The following is a 25,680-nucleotide window of genomic DNA, read 5'->3' on the forward strand; positions in this document are numbered from 1 at the left end:
TACCACAATGCGTGCGGTTTTCGGACTTGTGCTTATTGTCGGTGTCGCCCTGGCCGGTGGCGCCGTTATGATGGCGAAGAACTACATCTCGGCCTATCAGAACGAACTGGCCCGCGAGCGGGCAAACCGGGCCGAAGTCGTCCCGGTCACAGATGTATACGTTGCAGACAAGGCGCTGAAATATGGCGAACGGCTGAGCGAGGATGCCGTCCGTAAGGTACGCTGGCCGGAAAATGCCGTTCCGGAAGGTGCATTTACCAGCCTTGAGGCGCTGTTTCCGCCGGAACGTGCCGATGAGCCGCGCGTCGTGTTGCGCACCATGGAAAAGGGCGAACCGCTGCTTGCGGTCAAGGTCACCGCGCCGGGCGAAGATGCAGGTATTACCTCGCGCCTCGCCCGCGGCATGCGTGCCTTTGCCATCAAGGTTGATGTGGCATCCGGTGTGTCCGGCTTCCTGCGCCCCAGTGACCGCGTCGATGTCTACTGGACCGGCACCGTGCGGGGCACCAATTCCAATGTCCAAGGGGAAGTCACCCGGCTGATCGAAACCAACGTCGAGTTGATCGCCGTCGATCAGAGCGCAGGCGGAGACATCAGCGGCGCCGTGATCGCCCGCACCGTCACCGTGGCCGCCCGCCCCGAGCAGGTCGCCGCCCTCGCCCAGGCCCAAAGCACCGGCAAACTGTCCCTCGCCCTTGTTGGCGCGCAGGACGATACCGTGGCTGCGCTTGTCGAAGTGGACCAGCGCAAACTGCTGGGGCTCAGCGCAGTGGAGGCACCGGTTATCGCCAAGGAAGAGCGGGTTTGCACAATCCGCACCCGCCGCGGAGCCGAGGTGGTCGAGATCCCGATCCCCTGCTCCGACTGAAGCAAAAACCGGCGCCACATGCCAAAAAATGAAATAGTCCCAAAACCTTGGACCACGCGCCAGTTGCCCAGAATGGGTCGCTGGCGCGCTTTTTTGTTGCCCCGACCCCACACAGCCGCGCCGCCACAACAGCCCGTTTTCCTTTGATTCTTGCAATAATTCGGGAACTGCCGCACAGTGACCTGAAATATCGGGCAAAAAGACCCGGAGTTGAGGCGTGATCGGAAAGGCAGGTCACATGGCATTTCGTAGGTTTGTAGCGGCAGCCCTGACCGGGCTATCGTTGGTGTGTATGGCCGTCCCGGACGGGGCTTTGGCCAATGGATTGCGCGTGGTGAAGAAAGGGACTTCGGCATCGCTGAATGTGCCTATGAACCGCGCCGTCGTGGTCGAAAGCGACGAACCCTTTGCCGAACTCAGCATCGCCAATCCCAGCATCGCCGACATCTCTTCTCTTTCCGACCGCACGATCTATGTGCTTGGCAAATCGCCCGGCTTGACCACTCTGACGCTGCTGGATGCCTCGGGGCGACTGATCACCAATGTGGATGTGCGCGTCGCCGCCGATGTGACCGAGTTCAAGGAACGTCTGCGGCAGATCCTGCCCGGCGAGAAGATCGAAGTGCGCACTGCCAATGACGGCATTGTGCTCTCCGGCACCGCCTCCAGCTCGGCCCGCCTGCAGCGGGCGCTGGATCTTGCCGAACGCTATGCGCCTGACCGTGTCAGCAACCTGATGTCCGTCGGCGGTGTACAACAGGTCATGCTGAAAGTCCGCTTTGCCGAAATGCAGCGTTCCGTTTCCAAATCTCTCAGCTCTTCGCTGGGGATCAACGGCGGAAGCAGCTTTGGCGTTAATGGCGGTACCAACACGCTGAACAACCAGACCGGCCTGACCAATTCGCTGTCCGGAAATATCCCCGCCTCCAATAGCAATACCGGCGCGGTCCTCTTTGGCTTTAACGCCGGGTCGGTTCAGGTCGGGCTGCTGCTTGAGGCGCTGGAACAGAAGGGGGTCGTGCGCACCCTGGCCGAACCCAACCTTTCCGCCCTGTCCGGACAAGAGGCAAAATTCCTGGCCGGCGGTGAATATCCGGTTCCGGTGGCCCAGCAAGATGGGCTGATCACCGTCGAATTCAAACCCTTCGGGATCGAGTTGAACTTCATTCCCCGCGTGGTGGATGAGGACATCGTGAACCTGGAACTGAAGGCCGCCGTCTCGGCCATCGACCCGACCAATTCGCTGGAGCTGAACGGGCTGTCGATCAACGCGTTTTCACGCCGCGAAACCTCGACCACGGTTGAGATGCGTGATGGCGAAAGCTTTGCCATTGCCGGACTGATCAAGGACGAATTCCTTGATAACTCGTCACAATTGCCCTGGCTTGGGGATGTACCGGTGCTGGGCGCCCTGTTCCGCAGCGCCGATTACCAACGCGCCCAGACCGAACTGGTCATCATCGTCAGCGCCCATCTGGTCACCCCGACCCGTGGCGAGGCCCTGACGCTTCCGACCGACCGCATCAAGCCGCCGAGCGAAGCGGACCTGTTCCTGTTCGGCCGCACCGCACGCAGCAGCTCCGGCCCAGCCAGTGAAGTGGCGAAACAGGACTTCAACGGCTCTTATGGCTATGTAATGGACTGACCACAGGAAAGATGGGGCCGATGATCAAGAAATCCGCTGTTCTGGCACTGCTTCTTGCCACTTCCGCCTGCGCAACGCGGGAAGCGGGCAAACCGCTGTCAGGTGACCTGTTTGGCCAATCCAATGCCAATAATACTGCCGTGATGAGCGGCGAGCGCGATTTCGCAATCCAGCTCGCGGGCCGGTTCGCCGAGGAAGTTCCGACCACCATCAACTTCGAATTCGACAGCGCCCAGCTTGACGGTGCCGCCCGCGCGACGCTGGACCAGCAGGCACACTGGATCAAACAGTTCCCCGAGGTCCGCTTCCGCGTTTACGGCCATACCGATGCCGTCGGCAGCAGCAGCTATAACAAACGCCTTGGTCGGCGCCGCGCACAGGCCGCCGTTAACTACCTGGTTTCACGCGGGATTAGCCGGGCCCGGCTGGAGGCAATGGTATCCTATGGCGAGACCCAGCCGCTCATCGTCACGCAGGACCGTGAACGGCGCAACCGCCGCACCGTGACCGAGGTCAGCGGCTTCCTGAAACGACATCCCACGGTGCTGGATGGCAAGTATGCGCAGATCATCTACCGCGAGTATGTTGCCAGTGCCGTTCCCGCCTCGACGCTGACGGCTGAGCAATCGCTGCAGAGCAATCTGGAATAAAATTCCGACTCAAAACCCCTTAACTTTTCCCTACAATTGGGGCTTTTTCGTCCAATTGTGGTCAAGATCTTAACGGACATTCTCTACAAGAGGTGAGGTGCGCCCCGCTCCGGGGCCCGGCTTCTTTTGACTATGAGGATGTTGGCGATGAGCAGCGGACTGCCGCAAACTGATACACCTGCAATTGTTGCCTGTACGATCAGTCGCGATGTTCAGAATTTCGACCTCTTGATCGAAGACATGGAGGCAGCTCTGGGTGAAGCCTGGGGCGATCTCGGGTTTTCCGAGGCGCTGGCGTTCTTCGCCCAGCCCGAGGCAGAAACCCTGCAATTCGTTGCCATGGCGATGGATGCCCAAGACGAGGATGATCTGACCCTGATGGGGGAAATCATCGCACAGGCCCATGCCAAGGAGATCAAGGTCATCCTCATCGCCGAAGACGTGACCCCGGCAGCGCTGCATTCGCTGCTGCGCCAGGGCGCCGATGAGTTCATCCCCTACCCCTTGCCGGAACAGGAGTTGCAGGCGGCCATCGACCGGCTCAGCGCCGAGGACAAGCCGCCGGAACCCGACACCAATCCGCACCAGCTGAAAAGCGGCAGTCGACGCGAAGGGGCCTTGATCGCCTGCCACGGCCTGGCCGGTGGCACCGGATCGACCACGCTGGCGGTAAACCTCGCCTGGGAGTTGGCCGAGCTCAGCAAGAGTAAGGAACCGCGCGTCTGCCTGCTGGATTTCGACATGCAATACGGTTCGGTTTCCACCTATCTGGACCTGCCCCGCCGCGAAGTCGTGATGGAAATGCTGAGCGAAACCGAAAGCCTGGACGAAGAGGTGTTTGGACAAGCGCTGCTCCCCTTCCAGGATAAGCTTCAGGTGCTGACCGCCCCGTCGGACATGATTCCGCTGGAAATCATCACCCCTGAGGACGTGGAACGGGTGATCGAAATGGCGCGCAGCCATTTTGATTTCGTGGTGGTAGATTTGCCACATACGCTGGTGCAATGGTCCGAAACCATCCTGCACATGGCACATGTCTATTTCGCGATGATCGAGCTTGATATGCGCTCGGCCCAGAACACCCTGCGGCTGAAGCGGGCGCTGCAATCTGAAGGCTTGCCGTTTGACAAGCTGCGCTTTGCACTGAACCGGGCGCCGAAATTCACCGACCTCAGCGGCAAGAGCCGCGTCAAACGCATGGCAGACAGTCTCGGGATCTCGATTGAACTCTTGCTACCGGACGGCGGCAAACCTGTACTGCAAAGCTGCGACCACGGTCTGCCGCTGGCGCTGTCCAATCCAAAAAATCCACTGCGTAAGGAAATCGCGAAGCTCGCGCAATCCCTGCACGAGCTGGGCCAGGCGGAAGCCGACGCAGCCGCTTAGGCTGCGGCAAAACCGGGGGATAGAAGTTGTTTTCGAAATACAAAAAACCAGCCGCCAAGAAACGTCCGGCACCGGTTCAGGCATCGGCTGCGCCTGTCGCAGCTGCCCCGGCGGCCGCGGAGGCCGCGCCCAAAGCGGCCGCCTCTCTACGTCGGCCCATGACGCGCGCCAAGGCCGAAGCGCCGCAGGCGGACAGGGACCGCAAGCGCAAAGAAAGGCTGGGCGAAATCAAGGTGCAGCTGCACCGTGAACTTCTGGAAAACCTGAACCTCGCAGCCCTTGAAAAAGCCAGCGAAAAGGAATTGCGCACCGAAATCTCGCAGATCGCCGGCGAAATCCTTGAAGAAAAGGGTATCGCCCTCAACCGCGAAGACCGCATGACGCTCAACAAGGAGCTCTATGACGAGGTCACCGGTCTGGGGCCGCTGGAAACCCTGCTTCAGGACGAAACCGTCAGTGATATCCTGGTCAACGGGCCGCAGCAGATCTTTGTCGAGCGCGAAGGCAAGCTGCAGCTGTCGGATGTGACCTTCAAAGATGAAAAGCACCTGATGCGGATCATCGACAAGATCGTCTCGGCTGTGGGACGGCGGGTCGATGAATCCAACCCTTATGTGGACGCCCGCCTTGCCGATGGCTCCCGTTTCAATGCCATGGTCCCGCCAGTTGCGGTTGACGGATCGCTGGTTTCAATCCGGAAATTCAAAAAAGACAAGCTCGGCATCGACGATCTGGTGAACTTCGGCGCCTTCACCGAGGAAATGGCCGCCTATCTTCAAGCTGCTGTGTCGACCCGGCTGAATGTGATCGTCTCGGGCGGTACCGGTTCGGGCAAGACCACCACGCTCAACGCGCTGTCCAGCTTTATCGACGATGCCGAGCGCATCCTCACCATTGAGGATACCGCCGAACTCCAGCTGCAGCAGACCCACGTGGGCCGTATGGAAAGCCGCCCGCCGAACGTCGAAGGCAAAGGCGAAGTTTCCCCGCGCGACTGTTTGAAAAACGCCCTGCGGATGCGTCCGGACCGAATTATCGTCGGCGAAACACGCGGCGAAGAGGTCATCGACATGCTGCAGGCGATGAACACCGGCCACGACGGATCGATGACCACGATCCACGCCAACTCGGCCCGCGATGGGATTTCGCGCCTTGAGAACATGATCGCCATGGCCGGGATTGAAATGCCGATCAAGGCGGTGCGCAGCCAGATCGCCAGCGCGGTGAACGTGATCGTTCAAGCCTCACGCCTGCAGGATGGTTCGCGCCGGATGACCTCGATCACCGAAATCACCGGCATGGAAGGCGATGTGATTTCCATGCAGGAGATCTTCCGCTTTCAACGCGTCGGGCTTACCCCGGAAAACAAGATCATCGGCCATTTCACCGGCACCGGCGTACGCAGCCACTATTCCGAACGCTTCCGCCTTTGGGGCTATGACCTGCCGCCGTCGATCTATGAGCCCACGCGGATGGAGGTGATCTGATGCAAATCCCTATCGAACCGCTGATCTACGGGCTGATTTTCGTCGGCGTCATCGTGCTGGTCGAAGGCATCTATCTGGTCGTCTTTGGCAAATCCATCCGGCTCAACAGCCGGGTCAGCCGTCGTCTGGAAATGATGGAGAAGGGCAATACCCGCGAACAGGTACTGGAACAGCTGCGTAAAGAGCTGAAACAGCACGGCAAATCTCAAACCATCCCACTTTATTCTTTGCTGGCGGAACGGGCTCAGAAGGCAGCGATCGCCTTTACCCCCAAGCAGTTAATCATGATCATGGGGCTGGTTGCGATCATCGCCTTTATCGGGCTCAGCGTGGGCACCGCTGCACCGTTCCCCGTGCGCATTTTGGGCTCCATCGTGATCGGCGTCGGCGGCGTCTTCTTCTGGGTCAACAAGAAGGCCACCAAACGTATGACGATGATCGAGGAACAGCTGCCCGACGCGGTCGAACTGATGGTGCGTTCGCTGCGGGTCGGCCATCCTTTCACCTCGGCCATTCAGATCGTCTCGAACGAAATCGAAGACCCGCTTGCCTCAGAGTTCGGCATGATTGCCGATGAAGCCGCCTATGGCCGCGACGTGGGTGAATCGCTGAAAGAAATGGCCGAACGGCTGGACATGCAAGACATGCGTTTCTTGGCAGTCGCCGTCACCATCCAGCAGCAATCGGGCGGCAACCTGGCCGAGGTTCTGGCCGGGCTGGCCAAAGTGATCCGTGCCCGCTTCCGCCTGTTCCGCAAGGTGAAGGCGATCACCGCCGAAGCGCAATGGTCGGGCAAGTTCCTCTCTGCCTTCCCGCTTCTGGCACTGGGGGGCATTCTTCTAAAGGATCCGAACTATTACGACAATGTTCTGGATCACCCGTGGTTCATACCTGCCTGTTTCCTGGTCGGGATCATGCTGACCGTGAACCTGTTTGTGATGAAAATGCTGACCAATATCGAGGTCTGAGGAGCGCGCAATGTCCATTCTTTCCGACATCAACGGCTTTCTGACCGATCAGTTCGGTGCCTTCGGTCCGCTGCTGGCGCTGGGTCTTCTGGGGTTGTTCATGATCCTGCTGGCGATCCCGCTGATCCTCAATCAGCCTGAGGATCCGCTGAAGAAGCTGCAAAAGAACATGGCGCCGGAAACGCAGGCGAAACCGCAAAAAGAACGCCTGCGCCAAGCCAACCGCAACGAACAGCTGCAAAAATTCGCCTCTTTCCTGGAGCCACAGAACGCCGAGGAACTTTCGGCGATGGAGCTGAAGCTGCGTCAGGCCGGCTATGCCTCAAAGGACTCAGTGCGCCTGTTCCATTTTGCCCAGTTTGCCCTGGGTCTTCTGGGGCTTGGCGCGGGGCTGTTCTATGTCTTCGTGCTGAAGGCCGGCACTGAATTTGACAGCCAACAGCTGGCCCTGCGCATCATTGGCCCCGGCGGTGCCGGATATATGCTGCCCAAATACTGGGTCACCCGCCGTATCGAAGAGCGCAAGAAACAGATCACCCAAGGCTTTCCCGATGCGCTCGACATGATGCTGGTCTGCGTTGAGGCAGGTCAGTCGCTGGACCAGTCCATCGTGCGCGTCGCCAAGGAACTGCACGCCTCTTACCCGGCGCTGGCCGAGGAATTCGAAGTGGTCGCCTATGAAATGAAGGCGGGCAAGGAACGGGAAAAGGTGCTGCGCGACATGGGCACCCGCTGCGGGGTGCAGGATGTTTCCTCCTTCACAACCGTGATGATCCAGTCGCAGGCCTTCGGCACCTCGATCGCCGATGCGCTGCGGGTCTATGCCGACGAAATGCGGGACAAACGCGTGATGCGCGCCGAAGAGGCTGCAAACAAGTTGCCAGTGAAAATGACTCTTGCCACAATGGGCCTCACGGTGCCGCCACTGCTGATCATTCTGGTCGGACCATCGGTGCAGGGCATCCTGAATATGGGCAACATGGGTAACTGATCATGGCCAATTCGCGGAGGGCAGTGCCCCACCGCCCATACGTTTCTGAAACCGCCATCCGTGCCGCCGCGCTGATGGCGGTGTTTGCTGTTGGGGCCTGCGATACGCAGATTATGCATCAGGATCCCGCCAGCCCCTGGGCACCCGGCGTGGATACCCGCAAACAGGCAGAGGACGGGCTGGTCGTTGGCCACCGGCTGATGGATGCCGGAGAGTATGAACTGGCCCTTGATGCCTTTACCCGCGCCGGGTTGGAGCACGGGCTGACCGCCGAGGTGCTGTCCAGCATGGGATCGGCCAATCTGGGACTTGGCCGTCTGGGTCAGGCAGAGACCCTGTTGCGACGCGCAACAAAGGCCGCGCCAGACTGGCCCGAGGCCCTGAACAACCTTGGCGTCGTCCTGATGGAGCGCGGAAAAACTCCAGAAGCCACACAAATTCTGCGCCGTGCCTATGCGCTGGATAATGGCGAAAGTGACGCAATCCGGGATAATTTGCGCCGGGCTCTCGAAAATCTTGAAAATTCCGCGCATAGTGATCCGCAAAACGAAAGTCGAAACGACTACACTTTGATGCGGCAAGGCGGCGGCAGCTACCGGATTGGCAAGGTGCCCTGACTCCAAGACCGCAAAGGCAGAGCAGCAAAAGGACGCATAAAATGCGCCAGTCAATTCTTGTGACACCATGCCTGATCGGCGCACTGGCCCTGTCGGCCTGCGTAAAACCCGATGGCAAGGAAACCGTCGAACGGGCGTTTCAGGACGTGAACGTCGTCGATGAACACAACCTCAACGATGTGATGCTGACCGTGGCGGACCCGAATGAGGCGGTGAGCTACTTCCAGAAATCGCTGAAATCCGCTCCGGACCGGATCGATTTCCAGCGCGGACTGGCCACTTCGATGATCCGCGCCAAACGCAATACCGAGGCCGCAAGCGCCTGGAAAAAAGTCGCGGCCCACCCCGAGGCGACCGTGGAAGACAAGGTCTCGCTGGCAGACGCCCTGATCCGCACCGGCGATTGGAAAGGCGCAAAGGCCGCGCTGGATTCAGTGCCACCAACACATGAAACCTATCGCCGGTATCGGCTTGAGGCGATGGTGGCGGATGCCAACAAGGAATGGAAACGCGCCGACAGTTTCTATGAAATCGCCACTGGCCTCACCACGCAGCCTGCCAAGGTGATGAACAACTGGGGTTACTCAAAACTCTCGCGCGGCAGCTATGCCCAGGCCGAGCGCCTGTTCAGCGACGCCATCCGTCAGGATCCCTCGCTGTTCACCGCCAAGAACAATCTGGTTCTGGCCCGCGGTGCCCAGCGCAATTACACCCTGCCGGTGATCCCGCTCGATCAGACAGAGCGCGCCCAACTGCTGCACACGTTGGCGCTGTCGGCGGTGAAGCAGGGCGACGTCAAGACAGGTGAGAACCTGCTGCGCGAAGCCATCACTACCCATCCCCAGCATTTTGAGGCCGCAGCCCGTTCGCTGGCAGCCCTCGAAAACGGCTGATCCATGGTCCATCTGGCCATCCCGGCCCAGGCCGCGCTGTGGTTCCTGCCCTTCGTGCTGCCGCTGTGCTATGCGGCGGCGCTGACCGACCTGCGCGGCATGCGCATTCCCAACTGGATCAATGACACGCTGGGTGCAGTCTATGTGGTGGTTGGGCTTTTCGTGATGCCGTCCTGGGCCGATTATGGCTGGCAGCTGCTGCATCTTCCCGTCGGGATCGGCCTTGGCTTTCTGTTCTATTCGGCCGGCATGATCGGCGCCGGGGATGCCAAATTCGCCGGGGCTGCCGCGCCGCTGGTGGCGCTCGCTGATCTGCCAGCGGTGATGATGATCTTTTCCGCCAATCTCCTTGCGGGCTTTGTTACCCATAGGCTGGTGAAATACACACCGCTGCGCAGGCTCGCGCCCGACTGGCGCAGCTGGAACGTCGGCAGCAAATTTCCCATGGGCCTATGCCTTGGCGGCACATTGGCCATCTACCTGATCCTTGGCGCCCTGTTTGGCAGCCTGCCTGCAGCCGCCTGATACCAAAGCTGAGACATCCTGTCGGTCACTAAAATCCAGCTCAAATTGCAACGCCTTTCCCGGAAATGCACCAGCATTGCCGTTGTCTTGCCACAGTGGTGAATAGACTGTGAGGTCAGCAACGCAGCTCTTGTCCCGTGCCCCGCCAGGCAGAGGCGTAGCAGGGGCACAGGATGAACAGACAGGCCGTGACATGAACATGCAGACCAGCGCCGTGGTGGCACCGCCCGCGCCCAAGGGGCTTGCCCAGATGCAGCTGCCCATCGTGATGATGCGCGATATCCTTCTAAAAACCATGTTCCGCAAGAACGCGGATATGGTCAGCGATATCGCCGCCGCGCTGTGCCTGCCGATCCCGGTGACGCAGGAACTGGTCGACATGGCCCGCGAACAGAAACTGCTGGAGGCGACCGGCACGCTCAACGCCAACAGCGGTAGTGAAATGGGCTATCAGCTGACCGATGCGGGGTGCGCGCGCGCGCTCGATGCGCTCAGCCAGTCCGAATACTACGGCGCCATGCCTGTGCCTCTGGATGTCTACCGCGAACAGGTCGAACGCCAGTCGATCCGCAACATCATGGTCACCCGGCAGCAACTAACCGATGCGATGGGGCACCTGATCCTGCCCGACAGCCTGCTGGACCACCTCGGCCCTGCCGTCAGCGCTGGCCGGTCGATCCTGATGTATGGCCCACCCGGCAACGGGAAATCCTCGATCTCGAACGGGATCCGCGATGCCCTGGGCGATTGTGTCTACGTGCCGCGCGCCATCGAATACGCCGGTCAGGTTATCACTGTCTATGACCCCATCGTGCACACCGCGGCCCCCGAAGAAGCCGAAGACCCCAATGCCCTGCGCCGCCCGCGCCGGTTCGACACGCGCTATGTGAAATGCGAACGGCCCACCGTGGTCACAGGCGGCGAATTGTCCCTGTCGATGCTGGATCTGGTCTACAACCCGACCGCGCGCACCTACCAGGCGCCGCTGCAATTGAAATCCACTGGCGGCATCTTCATCGTCGACGACCTTGGCCGTCAGGCAGAGCCGCCACAGGCCCTGGTCAACCGCTGGATCGTGCCACTGGAAGAGGGGCGCGATATTCTTGCCCTGCAATCGGGTGAAAAGTTCGAGGTCCCATTCGACACGCTGGTAATCTTCTCGACCAACTTCCACCCGAACGAGATCTTTGACCAGGCCGCGCTGCGCCGGATCTTTTTCAAGATCAAGATCGACGGTCCGGATCAGGAAAACTTCCTCAAGATCTTTGCCCTGGTGGCGCGCAAGAAGGGGATGCGCCTGGACGAGGCCACATTGGTGCATCTCCTGAAAACGAAATACCCCACCATCGACAACGTATACGCCAATTACCAGCCGGTGTTCCTGATCGACCAGATGATGGCGATCTGCGATTTCGAAGGCATCCCCTACGAGATGAGTCCCGATCTGATCGACCGAGCCTGGGCGAACATGTTTGTCGAGGATGAGGAGATCGTGAAGTAAGACGCTGCAAACAGCGCCCCCAGGCTAGGGGCCGTCGGCGCATTTCTTTTGGCTTTGCCTAGTCCGCTTCTGCCGTCCGGCTCATGGTGCGATCCTCCAGCGGGATTTCCGCCAGGAACAGCGACATCAGGCAAGCAAGGCAAGCCAGCACCGTAGCAGCCCAGAACACCGGGTGCAGCGCCTCGGCGATGCCGGTCACCACCGCCTCGCGCAGGCCGGGCTCCATCGCCATGATGGCATCCTTGCTGAGGCTGCGCGGGTTCATACCGCCAAGGGCACCGCCCAGTTCCCGCGTCAGACCGGCGGCAAACACCGCGCCAAAGACCGCCGTGCCGACCGAGCCGCCGATCATCCGGAACATATTGGCGCTAGCGGTGCCAACACCGACCATGGTCAGCGGGACCGCGTTCTGGATCGAAGTGACGCCAACCGCCATCACCGGCCCGATCCCGAGTCCCGTCAGCACCATCGATACCGCGATCCACCATTCGGACGTGCCGGTGCCCATCTGCGCAAGGGAGGCCATCGCCCCCGCCAGGATCAGCGTGGACACGGTGGGCATCCAGCGATACCGCCCGGTCCGCACCATGATCCGCCCCGAAATGGACGAACCAAGGATGATCCCCAGCATCATCGGAAAGGTGAACATGCCCGACAGCGCCGGCGACATGCCCCGCACCACCTGCATGAAAAAGGGCACAAACACGATGGTACCGAAAATCGCCGAACCGACGATCAGCCCAACGGCGTTGGACACCAGGAAATTGTTGATGCGGAACAGGCGCAGCGGCAGGATCGGCTCCTTGGCGCGGCTTTCGATCATCACAAAGACAGCCAGCGCCGCCAGTGTCGCGATCAGAAGGCCCTGCATCTCGGCGCTGCTCCAGGGCAGCGTTGAGCCGCCAAGGCTCGCTGAGATCACCGCCAGTGAAAGCAGCAGCGACAGGCTCAGCCCGCCCGCATAGTCAATCGAGGGACGCCGCCCGGTTGGCACCGAGCGCAGCGAGCGGGCCAGCACCACAAAGGCCGCAAGTCCCAGCGGCAGGTTCAGCAGGAACAGCCACTCCCACGCGAAATGCTGCACGATAAAGCCCCCCGCCAGCGGTCCGACCACGGTCGAGGCGGCAAAGACGCTGCCCAGCATCCCCTGATAGCGGCCCCGCTCGCGGGCGGGGACAGCATCGGCGACGGTGGCCATGGAGACGACGATCAACCCGCCACCGCCCACGCCCTGCACAAACCGCCCGGCCACCAGCACCCAGAGGTTCGGCGCCAGCGCGCAGATCAGCGAGCCGACAAGAAACACCACGATGCCACCCTGCATCACCGGTTTGCGCCCGAACAGGTCGCCCAGCTTGCCACAGACCGGCGCCCCGACGGTCGCTGCCATCAGATAGGCGGTGATGACCCATGTGATCTGCGACAATCCGCCCAGCTCGCTCAGGATCGTGGGCAGCGCCGTCGTCACCACCGTCTGACCCAGCGATGCAATGAACAAAACAGAGGCCACCGCGCCGATCATCAGCTTCAGCTCTCTGTCGTCCAGGGCTCCGGGGGTGCTTGGGATCGGTCCGCTCACGTGATAATCCTTGCTCTGGCTTGATTTGAGGGGGCCGCTCTGCAGTTGCATTGCGTTCGGCCCTGAAACAGGTCATCTGATACTAGCACATGTATGACCACGTCATTTACATGTCAACAGCATGTAATTTTGTCAGCCCCCCCTGGGCCGACGACCTCCTGGAGGATGGAACCATAGCCGGGCGCAACACCGAACTGACGCATTTCCTGGAACAGGCCGGGATTGACAGCCGCACCAGCACGGCTTCGCTGGAAATTGACGACGTGCTGCAACAGTGGCGGCGCCGGGTGAACAAGCGCGAGCTTGGCTCGGCGGCGCTGGCGGCCTTTGGGCTGGCCGAGGAGGTCGATCTGGCCCAGCTTGACGTGATGATGGCAATCTGGGCCCCGGCCAGCACCTTTGGCAGCGACGATGCCGAGGAAGAGGTCATGGTCTCTACCATCGCCACCCGGCTGCGCATCGACCCCTCGCGGGCCTCCCGCCTGACCAGCGACCTGATCGCCCGGGGGCTGGCCCGGCGCACCGTCAGCCAGCGCGACGCCCGCCGCACGCTGGTTGAGCTGACGGAACGCGGCACCGCCATCATCGAAGCCGTGAGCCAGTTCAAGTTCCTTGTTCTCGGAGAATTCCTGTCGGGCTGGAGCGAAGAGGAACTCGCCCTATTTGTCCCTCTGTTCGAACGGTTCGTCACCTGGACCGAAGAAGCCGGGGACATTGGTAACAACCGGTTCCCGGAGGAAATCAAAGCCATCAGCGCGCGGCTGGCGCAGGTCCCCGGCGCCTCCTGACGCCCTGCCCGCCGCCGCCCCGAACGGAACCTTTATGGATAGCACCGCCGCCTTGCCGCCCCGGATCCTGGACTGGTTCAGCGCCCGGGGCTGGACCATCCATCCGCATCAGCAGGACATGCTGGTGCGCGCCGCCGATCCCGCCACGCTGCTGATCGCCCCCACTGGCGGCGGCAAGACGATGGCAGGTTTCCTGCCGACGCTGTCCGAATTGGCGGACGGCAACCACGAAGGTCTGCACACGCTCTATGTCTCACCACTCAAGGCGCTGGCGGCGGATATCAAACGCAACCTGCGCACCCCGGTCGAGGAAATGGGACTGCCGATCCGGATTGACGACCGCACCGGCGATACCCCGCAATCGCGCCGCAAACGTCAGCGTGCCGACCCGCCGCATATCCTGCTGACCACCCCCGAAAGCCTGGCGCTGATGGTGTCCTACGAGGATGCCACCCGGACCTTTGGCGGGCTGCGGCGCATCGTCATCGACGAAATCCACGCTCTCGCCGAAAGCAAACGTGGCGACCAGCTGATGCTGGCGCTGGCGCGGCTGCAAAGCCTCTGCCCGGATCTGCGCCGGGTGGGCCTTTCGGCCACGGTGGATGATCCCGCCGCCGTCGCCCGCTATCTGGCGCGCAATCCGGACCCCTGCGATATCGTGCTGGCCGATCCCGGCCCCGCCCCCGATATCGCCATGCTGAACACGAGTGAGGCACCGCCCTGGGCCGGGGGCGGCGCGGCCTATGCGATCCCTGCCGTGCTGGAGCAGATCCGCGCCCATCAGACCACGCTGATCTTTCACAACACCCGGGCGCAGGCGGAAATCTTCTTTCACAACCTGTGGCTCGCCAATGAAGACGCGCTGCCCATCGCCATTCATCACGGCTCGCTTGACCGGGCGCAGCGCGAGCGGGTCGAGGCCGCGATGGTCGCCGGAGAGCTGCGCGCCGTGGTCTGTACCGGCTCGCTGGATCTGGGCATCGACTGGGGCAACGTGGATCTGGTGATCCAGATCGGCGCCCCAAAGAACGTCAAACGGCTGGTGCAGCGCATCGGGCGGGCAAATCACCGCTACAACGCCCCGTCCAAGGCTCTGCTGGTGCCCGCCAACCGGTTTGAAGTGATCGAATGCCACGCCGCGCTGGAGGCGGTGCAGGCAGGCAGGCTTGATGGCGATCCACGCCCACCGGGGCCGCGCGACGTGCTGTGCCAGCATATCCTGATCACCGCCTGCGCGGGGCCGTTTGATGCCGATGCGCTTTATGCCGAGGTCATCAGCACAGGCGCCTATGCCGCCCTCAGCCGCGCGGAATTCGATGCCTGTCTCGATTTCTGCGCCACCGGCGGTTACGCCTTGCGCGCCTATGACCAATGGCAGCGCCTGCTGCAGCGCCCGGACGGCCTGTGGCAGCTGCGCGATCCGCGCGCGGCGGCCCGCATCCGCATGAATATCGGCACCATTCAGGACGCCGACCTTCTGAAGGTGCGGATGAAACACAGCCGCGGCGGCAAGCCTCTGGGCGAAATCGAAGAGGCTTTTGCCGCCACATTGACCCCCGGCGACACCTTCCTGATCGGTGGCCAGATCGTGCGCTATGAATCCTTGCGTGAAATGACGGTGGAAGTCAGCCGCGACAGGGGCCGCAAGCCGAAGATCGCCGTGTTCTCGGGCACCAAATTTGCCACCTCCACCCAATTGAGCCAGGGCATTCTGGACCTTCTGGCGCGCGGCGACTGGCCCGATCTGCCCGCCCACACCGCCGACTGGCTTGACCTGCAGCGCCAGGTGTCCGAATTGCCCCGCGCCGGGCAGATGCTGATCGAAAGCTTTCCGCATCAGGGCCGGGAACATACCTGTCTCTATGGCTTTGCCGGGCGCAACGCTCAGCAGACGCTGGGGCTTTTGGTGACCAAACGGATGGAGGAGTTGGGCCTTGATCCGCTTGGGTTCGTTGCAACAGATTATGCCACGCTGATCTGGGGGCTGGCGGAGCTGACCGACCCCGCGCCGTTGCTGGAGGCCGAGACCCTGCGCGACGGGCTGGAGCGCTGGCTGGCGGAAAACGCGGTGATGAAACGCGCCTTTCGCGGCGCGGCTACCATCGCCGGGCTGATCGAACGCAACAGCCCCGGCGCCCGCAAATCCGGGCGGCAGGCGACGTTTTCATCCGATATCCTCTATGACACGCTGCGCAAGTACGATCCCGATCACCTGCTGTTGGATATCACCCGCGACGAAGCGCTGAGCGGGCTGGTGGATTTTGCCCGTATTGAGGAGATGGCCGACCGCATCCGCGGCCGCGTGACCCTGCGGCGACTTGAGCGGATCAGCCCGCTGGCCGCGCCCTTACTGTTGGAAATGGGGAAGGTGCCAGTTCAGGGCGCTGGAGCACAGAAACTGCTGGAGCGCGAAGCCGAAGAGCTGATGCGCACCTCGGGCCTCGCGGAGCTGGACACATGAACGATCCGGCAGGATCTCAGGGCGCCCTGCTCGGCTATGACTTCACGCTGGCAGGCGCACGGCTCACCGCGCTTGGCAGCGGCGCGCTCTGGTGGGCAGAGCAGCGGCTGCTTTGTGTCTCGGACCTGCATATGGGCAAATCCGAGCGCCACCTGCGGCGCGGCGGGGCTCCCCTGCCTCCGTATGAGACCCGCGATACACTGGCGCGGCTGGCGGCGCTGATCCGGCAGCTGCAGCCCGAGACCGTGCTGTGCCTAGGCGACAGTTTCGACGATCTGGCCGCCGCCCAGGCGCTACCGCCAGAGGACGTGCAGGACCTGCGCAGCCTGATCGCCGCACAGGACTGGATCTGGGTGGAGGGCAACCACGATCCGGGTCCTGCGGGATTTGGCGGTCGCTCCTGCACCGAGATGCGCCTTGGTCCGCTCACCTTTCGCCATATTGCCGAGGGTGACGCCGAAGCAGGAGAGATCTCAGGCCATTTCCACCCCAAGGCGCGGCTACGCCGGGGCAGTGCCCGCCCCGCCTTTCTGCTGGATCGCACCCGACTGATCCTGCCCGCCTTTGGCACCTATACCGGTGGGCTGCGCAGCAGTGATCCTGCCCTTGCGGGACTGATGGCGCCAGAAGCGATTGCGATCCTGACCGGACCAAAACCCCTGCCCTGCCCAATGCCTCGCTAGGCTGGCCCAGCTAGACCGGCCCCGCTAACGCAACGTCTTGTTCCCACCGGTCCCTGCAGGCCGTATGATCGCGCCATGAGCACAGATCGCATATCAGACAGTTTCGCCCGCCAAAGCGTGATGCAAACCCTTGGCGCCACGCTGGATTCCGTGTCGCCAGGCAAGGTGGTGGTCTCCGCCCCTATCCTGCCCAGCAGCCTGCAACAGCATGGCGTCGCCCACGCGGCGTTGACCTTTGCCATCGGCGATACCGCAGCAGGATACGCGGCGCTGTCCCTGATGCCCAAGGATCAGGAAGTGATGACCGCAGAGATCAAGATCAACCTGCTGGCGCCCGGCGCTGGGGATCGCCTGCGGGCCACCGGCACCGTGGTGAAACCCGGACGGCGGCTGGTCGTGGCCACCTGCGAAGTCCATGCCATCACCGGTGAGGAAGAAAAGCTGGTGGCGATCCTGCAAGGCACCATGGTGCCGGTCGCCAAGTAAAATCCTGCCCCACCAGAGACCAAACAGCAGAACACCCGCCGAAACAGTCCGGCGGGCGCAGCTGACAAAAGCGTCAGAGTATCAAAGCAATCAGGCGGTCAGACCTTCCGGCTCTGCCAGACCGTTGGCCCGGCAGCAGGCGGTGACCGTGTTGGCCAACAAGCAGGCGATGGTCATCGGACCGACACCGCCAGGCACCGGGGTGATGGCACCGGCACGCGCCGCAGCGCTTTCGAAATGCACGTCACCCACAAGGCGGGTCTTGCCTTCGCCCTTTTCCGGGGCGTCGATGCGGTTGATGCCCACGTCAATCACGGTGGCACCTTCCTTGATCCAGTCACCTGGCACCATTTCCGGGCGCCCGACGGCGGCCACCACGATATCGGCGCGGCGCACCACATCGGGCAGATCCTTGGTGCGGCTATGCGCGATGGTCACGGTGCAGCTGTCCCCCAGGAGCAGCTGCGCCATGGGTTTGCCCACGATGTTGGAGCGGCCGATCACCACCGCATCCATGCCCGACAGGCTGCCGTGATAATCACGCAGCATCATCAGACAGCCCAGCGGCGTGCAGGGCACCATGGATTTCTGGCCGGTGCCCAAAAGACCCACGTTGGAAATATGGAAGCCGTCCACGTCCTTGGCCGGGTCGATGGCATTGATTACCAGATCCTCGTCCAGATGGCCGGGCAGCGGCAGCTGCACCAGAATGCCATGCACGGCGGGATCATTGTTCAGCTGGTCGATCAGCGCCAGCAGGTCGGCCTCAGAGGTATCCGCCTCCAGCTTGTGCTCGTAGGAGTTCATGCCGACCTCGACGGTCTGCTTGCCCTTGGAGCGGACATAGACCTGGCTCGCCGGGTCCTCGCCCACCAGCACAACCGCCAGACCGGGGGTGATACCGTGCTCTTCCTTCAGGCGCGCCACATGTTCGCCGACCTGACCGCGGACCTTGGCCGCAAAGGCCTTGCCGTCAATGATATTTGCTGCCATCGCTTCGTTCCTTCTCAGGGCTGCAAGACCAGATGCGGCCTCGCGCTCATGTCTCGGGGATCTCTCGCGCCTCGCGCGAAATCGACCAATCCACCATATCGCGCCAGATACCTTCGACCAGAGCAGGATCGAGCCCCTCGGCCTCGGCGGTGCGGCAGGCGTTGACCACAACCTCCTCAACACGGGCCGGGATCCGTGCGGGCCAGCCATTCACCTGCTTCAGCTCTACCGCCCGGTCGATATAATCCGCCCGCGCCCGCAGCATCCTGACCAGTGCCACATCGAGCGCATCAATCGCGGCGCGCAACTCTCCCATATCGGCGCAGTCCTGCGGTGGTTTCGGATTGGTCATCGTCACAAAAACTCCTACGGCCCGGGAATAGGTCCCCGGGCCGCAGATTGCGCAATTTGCGCCTTAGAACAAGCCTTCGATCTGCCCTTCGGCATTCAGATGGATGTTTTCCGCCGCAGGGGTGCGGGGCAGGCCCGGCATGGTCATGATCTCACCGCAGACAACCACGACAAACCCGGCGCCCGCAGAGAGGCGGACCTCACGCACCGGGACCGAGTGGCCGGTGGGCGCGCCGCGCAGGTTGGGATCGGTCGAGAAGCTGTACTGGGTCTTCGCCATGCAGACCGGCAGGTTGCCATAGCCCTGATCTTCCCAGAGTTTCAGCTGATCGCGGATCTTCTTGTCGGCCAGCACTTCGTCGGCGCGGTAGATGCCCTTGGCGATGCGCTCGATCTTCTCAAAAAGGGTCAGCTCATCGTTGTAGAGCGGTGCGAACTGGCTGACGCCGCTGTCGGCGATTTCCGCGACGCGGCGGGCCAGATCGGCAGAACCTTCCGAACCCAGCTCCCAGTGACGCGACAGGATCGCTTCGGAGCCCTGGGTTTCCACGTAGTCCTTGACCGCCTGGATTTCCGCATCGGTGTCGGTGACGAAGTGGTTGATCGCGACGACAACCGGCACACCAAAGGATTTCAGGTTGCCGATGTGACGGCCGAGGTTGGCGCAGCCTTCCATCACCGCTTCGACGTTTTCGGCGCCAAGATCTGCCTTGGCCACGCCGCCGTTCATCTTCATCGCGCGCACGGTGGCGACCAGCACAACGCAGTCGGGTGCGATACCGGCCTTGCGGCACTTGATGTTCATGAACTTCTCGGCGCCAAGGTCCGCACCAAATCCCGCTTCGGTCACCACGTAATCAGCAACTTTCATCGCGGTCTTTGTCGCGATGACAGAGTTACAGCCGTGCGCGATGTTGGCGAAGGGACCGCCGTGGACAAAGGCGGGGTTGTTTTCCAGCGTCTGCACCAGGTTCGGCTGCATTGCGTCCTTCAGCAGCACCGCCATGGCGCCTTCTGCCTTGATATCACGGCAATAAACCGGGCTGCGGTCGCGGCGATAGGCCACGATCATGGCGCCCAGACGCTTTTCCAGATCCTGCAGGTCGTTGGCCAGGCACAGGATCGCCATCACTTCGGAGGCCACGGTGATGTCGAAACCACCTTCGCGCGGGAACCCGTTGGCAACACCGCCGAGCGAGACGTTGATCTGGCGCAGGGCACGGTCGTTCATGTCGACAACGCGGCGCCACTGGACGCGGCGAATGTCGATTTCCTGCTCGTTGCCCCAGTAGATGTGGTTGTCGATCATCGCGCTCAGCAGCGAGTGTGCCGAGGTGATCGCGTGGAAGTCACCGGTGAAGTGGAGGTTCATGTCCTCCATCGGCACGACCTGCGCGTAGCCACCACCAGCGGCACCGCCCTTCATGCCGAAGTTCGGGCCAAGCGAGGCTTCGCGGATGCAGACCATGGCGTTCTTGCCGATCTTGTTCAGACCATCGCCCAGCCCCACGGTGGTGGTGGTCTTGCCTTCGCCCGCCGGGGTCGGGTTGATCGCGGTCACCAGGATCAGCTTTCCATCGGGTTTGTCCTGCACCGAGTTGATGAAGGACTGGCTCACCTTGGCCTTGTCGTGGCCGTAGGGCAGCAGATCGTCATGCGACATGCCCAGCTTGCTGCCGATGTCCTGAATGGGGAGCTTCTTCGCTTCGCGCGCGATTTCGATGTCACTCTTGTAGCTCATGGCCTGGTTCCTGACCTGTTTCTGTCCGTTGACCGGCTCGCGGGCCGGAGTTGACCAAGACTTAGCCAGACTGCGGCAAATGGCGCGCGTGATTTCCGACATTATCGTGTCTTGAAGCGGCGTAGCGCGAATTCGATCGGAACTTCGAGTGTCCGAAAGGAACGCATTGTTCCTTTCGGGCGCGGCTTCAGGGCGCCCAGGCGCGCTGATCCGGCACAAAAACCGTCAGAGCATCCCCGATTGAGAGTCGCCCCGGACGTTCTACCCAGGCGGTGATTCCCCGTCGATTTTTCGCCGCAGGTTTGAATTTCGCGCCGTAACCGCCATGATCCTTTTCAATCTCGCGCCCCGGCAGCACGCAGGGGCGGTTCTCCATATCCACGGTCAGGGTGGTGCCATCCGGCCCCTGCAGCCGGGAACTGGGCGGGATGAAGGTGAAATCGGGAATACCGCGCAGCACCAGGCTGGCACCCAGCCAGGCCGGGTCGATCTGCTCCAGCCCCATATCCGCGGCAATCAGGGCCAGCTCTTCCTCAGAGAGAATGGTCAGCTGGCGCACGTTGCGGATTTCGGTGCCGGTGGGATAGAGGTTCTTCACCCGCACACAGGAGGGACGCAAACTGCCCTCGTGACGCTCCCCAGCAATGCCGTCAAAGCCGAGGTCCAGCGTCTGCTGTGGAATCGCTGCAAGCACCTCTCCTGCCGGAACCTGTCCCATCCAGACAATCTCTCCGGTGAATTCGGTTTCGCGCAAGACTGGCATGTGAGGACTCCCCTGTACTTCATCCGCTTTGCACTACCGCTTTCGCAGGGCACAGCGCTTGTGCCGAACCATACACGCTAAGCCCCGAACTGCCAGAGAGAACCATGGGCTTTACCCAGCGCCACCCCCACCCCAACCGGCCCGGTCCAAACAAATGCCCACTGCTGCAAAGAAAAAGACCCGGTCAAAGACCGGGCCTTTCACATTCAGGGAGCGCCTCAGGAGGACGGTTCCGGCTCCATGCCGCCCTCGGGCGGGGTTTTCTTCGGCTTGGCCTTGGGCACTGCGGTGACCGAGGCACTACCCTGATCGGTGTCGTCGCCTTCATCCTCGCCTGAATGCGGCGGCTCGCCACCCATGACGCGCTTGATCTCATCGCCGGTCAGGGTTTCGTACTCGAGCAGACCCTGCGCCAGACGTTCCCATTCGTCGTGATGATCGGTCAGGATCTTGAAGGCGCGGTCATAGCCCATCTGGATGAACTCGCGTACCTCTTCCTCGATCAGCTCCTTGGTATGCGCGGAGACCGAGAAGCCAGTGGTGTTGCCACTGTAACCTTCGTGCGCCTCGGCATAATCGATATTGCCGACCTTTTCCGACATACCCCAGCGCATCACCATGGCGCGGGCCAGCTGGCTGGCCTGCTGGATATCGCCGGCCGGGCCGTTCGAAACGTGGCCTTCACCGTATTTGATGATTTCGGCGGCCTTACCGGCCATGGTCATCGCCAGCTTCTGCTCGCACTCGTCCTTGTGCCAGTTGAGCCGGTCCATCTCGGGCAGGCTGACAACCATACCCAGGGCACCGCCGCGCGGAATGATCGTCGCCTTATAGACCGGATCACACTCGGGCAGCTTCAGGCCAACAACAGCGTGGCCCGCCTCGTGATAGGCGGTCTTTTCCTTCTGATCCGCCGTCAGCACCATCGAGCGACGCTCGGCGCCCATCATCACCTTGTCCTTGGCGTTCTCGAAGTCTTCCATGGTGACAAAGCGGCGGCCGACGCGAGCAGCCATCAGCGCAGCCTCGTTCACGAGGTTCGCCAGATCCGCACCGGAGAAGCCCGGGGTGCCGCGCGCGATGATGCGCATATCCACATCGGGGCCCAGCGAGGTCTTGCGTGCGTGCACGCCGAGGATCTTTTCACGGCCCTTGATGTCCGGGTTACCGACGGTGACGTTGCGGTCAAAGCGGCCCGGACGCAGCAGGGCGGGGTCGAGAACGTCCTTGCGGTTAGTCGCCGCCAGGATGATCACGCCTTCGTTGGCTTCAAAACCGTCCATCTCGACCAGCAGCTGGTTCAGCGTCTGTTCGCGCTCGTCGTTACCGCCGCCATAGCCGGCGCCACGATGGCGGCCCACGGCGTCGATTTCGTCGATGAACACGATGCAAGGTGCGTTTTTCTTGGCCTGTTCGAACATGTCGCGCACACGGGATGCACCGACACCGACGAACATTTCAACGAAGTCAGAGCCCGAGATGGTGAAGAAGGGCACGCCAGCCTCACCCGCGATGGCGCGGGCCAGCAGCGTTTTACCGGTACCCGGAGGGCCTACCAGCAGCGCACCCTTGGGGATCTTGCCACCGAGGCGCGAGAATTTCTGCGGGTTGCGCAGGAATTCCACGATCTCTTCCAGCTCTTCCTTGGCTTCATCGATACCGGCAACATCGTCAAAGGTGACGCGGCCATGTTTCTCGGTCAGCATCTTCGCCTTGGACTTGCCAAAGCCCATGGCGCCGCCTTTGCCCCCGCCCTGCATCCGGTTCATAAAATAGACCCAGACACCGATCAGCAGCAGGAAGGGCAGCAATGTGATCAGGAACGACTGGAAACCCGACTGCTGCTGTTTCTCAGCCCGCACCGGGATGTTGTTCTCGATCAGCATCGAGGTGACTTCCGCGTCCCCCGGCTTGATGGTGACATAGCTCTGGCCATCGGATGTGGTGAAGCGGACCTGCTCCCCGTCAAGGGTGACGGTGCTGACCTGCCCGCCTTCGACGGCGGCGACAAAGTCGGAATAGGTGCGCTCACGGCTCTGCATGGTGCTGCCCGACCCGCTGAACAAATTGAACAGCGCGAGGATCAGCAGAAACAGAACGACCCAGAAGGCGATATTGCGTGCATTACCCAAGGAAAATCTCCCAATATTCGAGGCGACGCGTAGATCGCCCACGTTGCGCTTAAAATAGGGAACATTCGGTCAGGTTCAATGCGATAAAAAGGATGCAAAGAACTCTTCTTCGCTGCAGGTCAGCTCTGCCGTACATCCCGGCGCCGGTCTCACCAGCGGTGCGGCAATCAGATCGGCCCCGCGCCACAAAGCAGGGGTGACCTCCAGCACTGGTCCCGGCAGACCGGTTTCCCGCCAATCCGGACAGAGCTGAAGTCCCTCTGCTCCGAGGGCACGCACCTTGCAATCATCTGATTTTACGTAACTAATTCCCCAGCGCCCATCCCAGACCTGCCCAACTTCCGCGATCTGGCCACGTACGGCCTGCGCTTCGCGGCAGATCCAGAGACGGCCCCGGCGGCACAGGATGCGCCCACCAGCAAGGGTGGCCGAACCGCCGGTACGGGCGGTTTCCAGCGCCGCCATCATCGGCGCGCGCCGCGGCGGATAGGTGCCGCCAGAAACCCATTGCAGCGCCGCCCGCAGCAACCGGTGGGCAATTTCATCCGGCAGTCCCGCAAAATACGCCCGCTCTACCGCCACAGCGCCCGCCTGAAACGAAAATCCCTCCTGCGCCGCCGATAGTGCATAGTGATCAAGCGTTTGCCGCGCCTGTTGCATATTTTTTGCAACAAGCGACAGCGCCTCGACGCTCAGCCCCAGTTCTTCAAGCATCGGCAGGGCCTGGCGCAACCGCACCCGGTCGAATCGCCTGTCCTCATTTGACGGATCGTCGACCCAAGGTACGCCTTCGGCGCGCAGGTAATCACGCAGATCCGCCCGGCGCAAAGACAAGAGCGGACGCAGCAGCGTCAGATCCTCAAGCTGCCGCACGGCGGACATTGCTGATAATCCATCCACGCCAGAGGCCCGCGTCAGCCGCATCAGCACGGTTTCCGCCTGATCGTCTGCCGTATGACCCAGCGCCAGTGCGGCGATGCCTTTGCTGCGCGCCCAATCCCGCAGCAGACCATAGCGAGCCTGCCGGGTCTGATCCTGCAGATTGCCAACGCCGGGTCCCTCGGCCCAGTGCAGAATATCGTGTGAAAGTCCAAGGCCCGTGGCCAGCGCCGCAACGCCCTCCGCCTCTGCGGCCGAGGCTGCGCGCAATCCGTGGTCCACCGTGACCGCGTAAAGCTGCACCCCTTCGGGTGTCAAAGCGCGGTGTAGGATGTGAAGAAGCGCAACCGAGTCGCTCCCCCCGGAAACGGCAACCCCCAGCCGCTCTGGCAGGGGGTGTGGGATCTGGGCGCGAACGCCTGCAATGATATCCGCCGCGTCTTGCGTCAAGAACAGCCCAGCGTGGCCATCTCCGCCTCGGCACGGGCCACCGTATCATTGCCGGGGAACCGTGCGTTGACTTCAGAGAGGGTGATGCAGGCCTGATCGCGCTGGCCCAACCGGCCAAGAGCGGCACCCAGCTCGAACAACGCCTCGGGCGCCATCGGGCCAACCGCATCGCCGGTAAAGGACGCCAGATAGGCCCGCGCCGCCTCACGCGTGTCGCCCAGACCATCCATCGCCTTGCCGCGATGGAAATCGGCCTTTGCCGCCAACGGGCTACCCGGATAAGCGGCATTGAAGGCCGCGAATTTCTCGGCGGCGTCCTGATAGCTGCCTTCGTCCAGCGCCTGCTTCGCGGCATCGAAATCGGCGCGCTCGCCCACCGCCAACTCGCTGGCAGCACCCGGCACAGGAACCGGCACAGAAGTCTCGATGCTTGCCGCCTCGGTGTCCCCGCCCAGCGTCGAGGTTTCACCCAGAGCACTGATGTCGCCGCCTTCCAGTTCGACCAGACGGAACTCCAGATCGCCAATGCGGTTGGTGCCATCGGCAACGATCCGGTTGATGCGGTATTCCAGCTGTTCGGTCTGAGCGGTCAGGCGCTGCAGCTCGGTTTCGATCGCCTCGACCCGGTCCAGCACCGAACTGCCTGCCAGATTGGTGGCAGGCGCGCCGGTGGTGGACAATTCGCGCGTCAGACGCTGGATCTCCACGTGCAAGACGGTCAGTTCCTGCCGGATATCGGCAAGGGTCTGCTGGTCCTGCGCTGCTGCGGGCAGCGGCCCGAACAGCGCGGCAACGGCGGCCGAGGCAATCAGGGTGGCGCGGATCCGGCGGGGCAGCTGCATC

At 62.1% G+C, this 25,680-nt stretch carries 23 protein-coding genes; 15 read left to right on the forward strand and 8 right to left on the reverse strand.

All coding sequences use genetic code 11. The features are described from left to right. Positions 1–7: 7 nt before the first annotated feature. The 11 genes from cpaB to SM763_RS11695 all read left to right on the forward strand — a co-directional run bounded on the left by cpaB (position 8) and on the right by SM763_RS11695 (position 11,531). Complete coding sequence (gene cpaB, locus SM763_RS11645; protein WP_065272692.1) at positions 8–868, forward strand: Flp pilus assembly protein CpaB; 861 nt, start codon at positions 8–10, stop codon at positions 866–868. Between the two features lie 238 nt (positions 869–1,106). Further along, positions 1,107–2,513: a type II and III secretion system protein family protein gene (locus SM763_RS11650; protein WP_274837645.1), complete on the forward strand. Its 1,407-nt coding sequence runs from the start codon at positions 1,107–1,109 to the stop codon at positions 2,511–2,513. Between the two features lie 20 nt (positions 2,514–2,533). Continuing rightward, positions 2,534–3,163: an OmpA family protein gene (locus SM763_RS11655; protein ID WP_274834500.1), complete on the forward strand. Its 630-nt coding sequence runs from the start codon at positions 2,534–2,536 to the stop codon at positions 3,161–3,163. A gap of 147 nt (positions 3,164–3,310) precedes the next feature. Beyond that, complete coding sequence (locus SM763_RS11660; protein WP_065272690.1) at positions 3,311–4,549, forward strand: CpaE/TadZ family protein; 1,239 nt, start codon at positions 3,311–3,313, stop codon at positions 4,547–4,549. Positions 4,550–4,575: 26 nt separating this feature from the next. Then, positions 4,576–6,036, forward strand: a complete 1,461-nt coding sequence (locus SM763_RS11665; RefSeq protein WP_368998636.1) for a TadA family conjugal transfer-associated ATPase — start codon at positions 4,576–4,578, stop codon at positions 6,034–6,036. Then, a complete protein-coding gene (locus SM763_RS11670; protein ID WP_368998637.1) occupies positions 6,036–7,004 on the forward strand; it encodes a type II secretion system F family protein in 969 nt (322 codons plus the stop codon). The genes SM763_RS11665 and SM763_RS11670 overlap by 1 nt, the downstream gene beginning before the upstream one ends. Before the next feature lie 10 nt (positions 7,005–7,014). Then, on the forward strand, positions 7,015–7,995 hold the full coding sequence (locus SM763_RS11675) for a type II secretion system F family protein (protein ID WP_065272687.1): 981 nt from the start codon (positions 7,015–7,017) through the stop codon (positions 7,993–7,995). Positions 7,996–7,997: 2 nt separating this feature from the next. Then, the gene (locus SM763_RS11680; RefSeq protein ID WP_082996095.1) at positions 7,998–8,612 is read left to right on the forward strand and encodes a tetratricopeptide repeat protein; all 615 of its coding nucleotides are present in this window, start codon (positions 7,998–8,000) and stop codon (positions 8,610–8,612) included. 41 nt (positions 8,613–8,653) lie between these two features. Then, a complete protein-coding gene (locus SM763_RS11685; protein ID WP_274834503.1) occupies positions 8,654–9,505 on the forward strand; it encodes a tetratricopeptide repeat protein in 852 nt (283 codons plus the stop codon). A gap of 3 nt (positions 9,506–9,508) precedes the next feature. Further along, complete coding sequence (locus SM763_RS11690; protein WP_274831303.1) at positions 9,509–10,030, forward strand: prepilin peptidase; 522 nt, start codon at positions 9,509–9,511, stop codon at positions 10,028–10,030. Between the two features lie 193 nt (positions 10,031–10,223). Beyond that, on the forward strand, positions 10,224–11,531 hold the full coding sequence (locus SM763_RS11695) for a DUF8689 domain-containing protein (protein WP_368998638.1): 1,308 nt from the start codon (positions 10,224–10,226) through the stop codon (positions 11,529–11,531). 58 nt (positions 11,532–11,589) lie between these two features. Here the strand turns inward: SM763_RS11695 and SM763_RS11700 are convergent, their stop codons facing one another. Then, a complete protein-coding gene (locus SM763_RS11700; protein ID WP_368998639.1) occupies positions 11,590–13,110 on the reverse strand; it encodes an MFS transporter in 1,521 nt (506 codons plus the stop codon). 110 nt (positions 13,111–13,220) lie between these two features. Here SM763_RS11700 and SM763_RS11705 point away from each other — a divergent pair, with 110 nt between their 5' ends. The 4 genes from SM763_RS11705 (at position 13,221) to SM763_RS11720 (ending at position 17,528) form a co-directional block, all read left to right on the forward strand. Continuing rightward, complete coding sequence (locus tag SM763_RS11705) at positions 13,221–13,898, forward strand: MarR family winged helix-turn-helix transcriptional regulator (protein WP_368998640.1); 678 nt, start codon at positions 13,221–13,223, stop codon at positions 13,896–13,898. Positions 13,899–13,932: 34 nt separating this feature from the next. Next, positions 13,933–16,359 (forward strand): ligase-associated DNA damage response DEXH box helicase, encoded by a 2,427-nt coding sequence (locus tag SM763_RS11710; protein ID WP_368998641.1) that lies wholly within the window; start codon positions 13,933–13,935, stop codon positions 16,357–16,359. Between the two features lie 26 nt (positions 16,360–16,385). Continuing rightward, the gene (pdeM, locus tag SM763_RS11715; RefSeq protein ID WP_368998743.1) at positions 16,386–17,042 is read left to right on the forward strand and encodes a ligase-associated DNA damage response endonuclease PdeM; all 657 of its coding nucleotides are present in this window, start codon (positions 16,386–16,388) and stop codon (positions 17,040–17,042) included. Between the two features lie 75 nt (positions 17,043–17,117). Next, positions 17,118–17,528, forward strand: a complete 411-nt coding sequence (locus SM763_RS11720) for a PaaI family thioesterase (RefSeq protein ID WP_368998642.1) — start codon at positions 17,118–17,120, stop codon at positions 17,526–17,528. 90 nt (positions 17,529–17,618) lie between these two features. Here SM763_RS11720 and folD read toward each other — a convergent pair whose 3' ends face one another. The 7 genes from folD to ybgF all read right to left on the reverse strand — a co-directional run bounded on the left by folD (position 17,619) and on the right by ybgF (position 25,679). Then, positions 17,619–18,521, reverse strand: a complete 903-nt coding sequence (gene folD, locus SM763_RS11725; protein ID WP_274827737.1) for a bifunctional methylenetetrahydrofolate dehydrogenase/methenyltetrahydrofolate cyclohydrolase FolD — start codon at positions 18,519–18,521, stop codon at positions 17,619–17,621. A 46-nt stretch (positions 18,522–18,567) separates the two neighbouring features. Further along, complete coding sequence (locus tag SM763_RS11730; RefSeq protein ID WP_065272680.1) at positions 18,568–18,873, reverse strand: chorismate mutase; 306 nt, start codon at positions 18,871–18,873, stop codon at positions 18,568–18,570. A gap of 63 nt (positions 18,874–18,936) precedes the next feature. Then, complete coding sequence (locus SM763_RS11735; RefSeq protein WP_274837641.1) at positions 18,937–20,613, reverse strand: formate--tetrahydrofolate ligase; 1,677 nt, start codon at positions 20,611–20,613, stop codon at positions 18,937–18,939. A gap of 187 nt (positions 20,614–20,800) precedes the next feature. Then, positions 20,801–21,376: an MOSC domain-containing protein gene (locus tag SM763_RS11740; protein WP_368998643.1), complete on the reverse strand. Its 576-nt coding sequence runs from the start codon at positions 21,374–21,376 to the stop codon at positions 20,801–20,803. Between the two features lie 218 nt (positions 21,377–21,594). Then, positions 21,595–23,508: an ATP-dependent zinc metalloprotease FtsH gene (ftsH, locus tag SM763_RS11745; RefSeq protein ID WP_065272678.1), complete on the reverse strand. Its 1,914-nt coding sequence runs from the start codon at positions 23,506–23,508 to the stop codon at positions 21,595–21,597. 75 nt (positions 23,509–23,583) lie between these two features. Next, positions 23,584–24,837, reverse strand: coding sequence for a tRNA lysidine(34) synthetase TilS (tilS, locus tag SM763_RS11750; RefSeq protein WP_368998644.1), 1,254 nt, complete (start codon positions 24,835–24,837; stop codon positions 23,584–23,586). Next, positions 24,834–25,679 (reverse strand): tol-pal system protein YbgF, encoded by an 846-nt coding sequence (gene ybgF / locus SM763_RS11755; protein WP_368998645.1) that lies wholly within the window; start codon positions 25,677–25,679, stop codon positions 24,834–24,836. Before ybgF ends, tilS begins: the two co-directional genes overlap by 4 nt. Position 25,680: the final 1 nt, after the last annotated feature.

The sequence above is a fragment of the Pseudophaeobacter sp. C1-32P7 genome, assembly GCF_041008775.1.
GTDB classification, from domain to species: domain Bacteria; phylum Pseudomonadota; class Alphaproteobacteria; order Rhodobacterales; family Rhodobacteraceae; genus Phycobacter; species Phycobacter gallaeciensis_A.

Bases quoted from the DNA above. Each gene is read 5' to 3' on its own strand.
- cpaB (WP_065272692.1), top strand. From the start codon at position 8: ATGCGTGCGGTTTTCGGACTTGTGCTTATTGTCGGTGTCGCCCTGGCC.
- SM763_RS11650 (WP_274837645.1), top strand. From the start codon at position 1,107: ATGGCATTTCGTAGGTTTGTAGCGGCAGCCCTGACCGGGCTATCGTTG.
- SM763_RS11655 (WP_274834500.1), top strand. From the start codon at position 2,534: ATGATCAAGAAATCCGCTGTTCTGGCACTGCTTCTTGCCACTTCCGCC.
- SM763_RS11660 (WP_065272690.1), top strand. From the start codon at position 3,311: ATGAGCAGCGGACTGCCGCAAACTGATACACCTGCAATTGTTGCCTGT.
- SM763_RS11670 (WP_368998637.1), top strand. From the start codon at position 6,036: ATGCAAATCCCTATCGAACCGCTGATCTACGGGCTGATTTTCGTCGGC.
- SM763_RS11675 (WP_065272687.1), top strand. From the start codon at position 7,015: ATGTCCATTCTTTCCGACATCAACGGCTTTCTGACCGATCAGTTCGGT.
- SM763_RS11680 (WP_082996095.1), top strand. From the start codon at position 7,998: ATGGCCAATTCGCGGAGGGCAGTGCCCCACCGCCCATACGTTTCTGAA.
- SM763_RS11685 (WP_274834503.1), top strand. From the start codon at position 8,654: ATGCGCCAGTCAATTCTTGTGACACCATGCCTGATCGGCGCACTGGCC.
- SM763_RS11690 (WP_274831303.1), top strand. From the start codon at position 9,509: ATGGTCCATCTGGCCATCCCGGCCCAGGCCGCGCTGTGGTTCCTGCCC.
- SM763_RS11695 (WP_368998638.1), top strand. From the start codon at position 10,224: ATGAACATGCAGACCAGCGCCGTGGTGGCACCGCCCGCGCCCAAGGGG.
- SM763_RS11705 (WP_368998640.1), top strand. From the start codon at position 13,221: ATGTCAACAGCATGTAATTTTGTCAGCCCCCCCTGGGCCGACGACCTC.
- SM763_RS11710 (WP_368998641.1), top strand. From the start codon at position 13,933: ATGGATAGCACCGCCGCCTTGCCGCCCCGGATCCTGGACTGGTTCAGC.
- SM763_RS11720 (WP_368998642.1), top strand. From the start codon at position 17,118: ATGAGCACAGATCGCATATCAGACAGTTTCGCCCGCCAAAGCGTGATG.
- folD (WP_274827737.1), bottom strand. From the start codon at position 18,521: ATGGCAGCAAATATCATTGACGGCAAGGCCTTTGCGGCCAAGGTCCGC.
- SM763_RS11730 (WP_065272680.1), bottom strand. From the start codon at position 18,873: ATGACCAATCCGAAACCACCGCAGGACTGCGCCGATATGGGAGAGTTG.
- SM763_RS11735 (WP_274837641.1), bottom strand. From the start codon at position 20,613: ATGAGCTACAAGAGTGACATCGAAATCGCGCGCGAAGCGAAGAAGCTC.
- SM763_RS11740 (WP_368998643.1), bottom strand. From the start codon at position 21,376: ATGCCAGTCTTGCGCGAAACCGAATTCACCGGAGAGATTGTCTGGATG.
- ybgF (WP_368998645.1), bottom strand. From the start codon at position 25,679: ATGCAGCTGCCCCGCCGGATCCGCGCCACCCTGATTGCCTCGGCCGCC.